The organism is uncultured Bacteroides sp., assembly GCF_910578895.1.
Lineage (GTDB): Bacteria > Bacteroidota > Bacteroidia > Bacteroidales > Bacteroidaceae > Bacteroides.
Genome location: NZ_CAJTSC010000085.1, coordinates 6,093 through 8,458 on the forward strand (window position 1 = coordinate 6,093; position 2,366 = coordinate 8,458).

Annotated in this window: 2 pseudogenes (1 of these 2 only partly in view); one reads left to right on the top strand and one right to left on the bottom strand. The window is 44.3% G+C overall.

From position 1 onward, the window contains the following. A pseudogene (locus QZ327_RS13790) lies at window positions 1-1,509 on the top strand (TIM-barrel domain-containing protein); its annotated part reaches 289 nt to the left of the window's first position; the annotation flags it as partial. Between the two features lie 350 nt (window positions 1,510-1,859). On the opposite strand, the pseudogene QZ327_RS13795 reads toward QZ327_RS13790, so the two are convergent. Further along, a pseudogene (locus QZ327_RS13795) lies at window positions 1,860-2,366 on the bottom strand (peptidase S41); the annotation flags it as partial.

The window sequence follows — 2,366 nt, forward strand, 5'->3', positions numbered from 1 at the left end:
CATGAGTTTGATAAAACCCGTTTTCCGGATCCGAAAGCAATGGTCGATTCCATTCATGCGATGCATGGTCGTATGATGATTTCGGTATGGCCTAAGTTTTATGTTACTACTGAACATTTCAAGGAGTTCGACAAAAAAGGATGGATGTATCAGCAGTCTGTCAAGGATAGTTTGAAAGATTGGGTCGGTCCCGGTTACCATTATGGTTTTTATGACGCATACGATCCCGCCGCCCGGAAATTGTTTTGGAAACAGATGTATGAGCATTATTATCCACTAGGTATCGATGCCTGGTGGATGGATGCCAGCGAACCGAATGTGCGCGACTGTACAGACCTGGAATATCGGAAGGCTTTGTGCGGGCCTACGGCATTGGGCTCTTCTACAGAATTCTTCAATGCTTATGCACTGATGAATGCGGAAGCGATTTACAACGGTCAGCGCGGAGTGGATAATAACAAACGTGTGTTTCTGCTGACCCGTTCGGGATTTGCCGGATTGCAGCGTTATTCTACGGCTACATGGAGTGGAGATATCGGTACACGTTGGGAAGACATGAAAGCGCAGATTTCTGCCGGGTTGAATTTTGCGATGAGCGGCATACCTTATTGGACAATGGATATTGGCGGTTTTTGTGTAGAGAATCGTTATGTGGCAGGACAGAAACAATGGAACGCTGCAAAGACGGAAAATGCCGATTATAAAGAATGGCGCGAGTTGAATGCCCGCTGGTATCAATTCGGTGCGTTTGCTCCTTTGTATCGTGCGCACGGGCAGTATCCTTTCCGTGAAATATGGGAGATTGCGCCGGAAGGGCATCCGGCTTATCAGTCGGTGGTGTATTATACCAAGCTACGTTATAATATGATGCCGTATATTTATTCGCTGGCAGGTATGACTTGGTTGGATGATTATACGATTATGCGTCCCTTGGTTATGGATTTCACTGCGGATGCCGAAGTGAATAATATTGGTGACCAGTTTATGTTCGGCCCTTCATTGATGGTATCTCCCGTTTATCGCTATGGTGAACGTAGCCGTGAAATTTATTTCCCTCAAGCAGAAGGCTGGTATGATTTCTATTCCGGCAAATTCCAGGCTGGGGGAGAGAGGAAAGAAATAGAGGCTCCTTATGAGCGTATTCCGTTGTATGTGCGTGCAGGGGCTATTGTTCCGTTCGGAGATGATATTCAGTATACGGATGAGAAACCGGCGGAGCATATCCGTTTGTATATTTATCAGGGAGCCGATGGAGAGTTTACGCTATACGAAGATGAAGGAGTGAATTATAACTATGAACAAGGAATGTATGCCATGATACCAATAAAGTATGATGAGGCTACTAGGACTTTAGTGATCGGTGAACGCCGGGGGGAATTTCCGGGTATGTTGAAGGAGCGTACTTTCACGGTGGTTACGGTCAATAAGGAGAAAGCACAGCCATTTGATTTGAATGCAAAAGGAGTGACCGTGAAGTATGATGGTAACGAACAGATAGTGAAACTGTAGGCTGTTTCCGTCCGTGAATGGATGGAAAATATATGAGGCCGTCTAAAAAGTCGTTAGTAACTCTAACTCCCCTCCTTTCGGGAAGGAGGGGTGTCCGAAGGACGGGGTGGTAGGATAAACGAGGTTCTTCCTATCTTATTGTAGATGATAGAACCGACTTTTTAGACAGCCTCTTATTTTTTGTATATAGGAAAGAAAAGCTAATCGGTTAATACACAGCTCTTAGTGGACATATATATACAGCACGGTGGATATATATACTCACCATCGTGTATATATATGTCCACTATGGTGAGTATATATGTCCACCGAACTGAAAAATGGTGTCTTATGATTGTTTACTGAATGCCCTATTCCAGCTTCTTCTGATACTCGCCCGAATTCAGTATCTCCAGCGCCTTTTGTATACTCTCATTGGTAGTATTCATTACCCGGAAATATTCGTTCATATCCCAAAGATCACGGGCTATCAGTGCTTTAAGCTGCGTCTTGATAAGAGGGAGCGACTTTTGATATTGCTCTTCGTTAAACTTCACCCCTTCTTTCTCTCCTATTTCTTTTAAAGTGGCAAGCATATTATCATCGACTACGAACTTCTCATTAAACGATTCGAACTTCTTGTATTTGTTTGCCAACTCTTTCCGGTGTCCTTCGATAAACTGCATGGTGAATTTAATCACGGCTCCTTTAGCTACCAGATTGCGGTGATAATCCGTATAAAGAGTAGTGTCGATAGGTACGAAATAATCCGGCATGATACCCCCTCCGCCATAAACGGTACGTCCTAGTTTCTTGGTTTGTACTTTCAGCGAATCCGGGAAGTGGATGCTGTCAGCATTCATCAGTTCACCGTGATT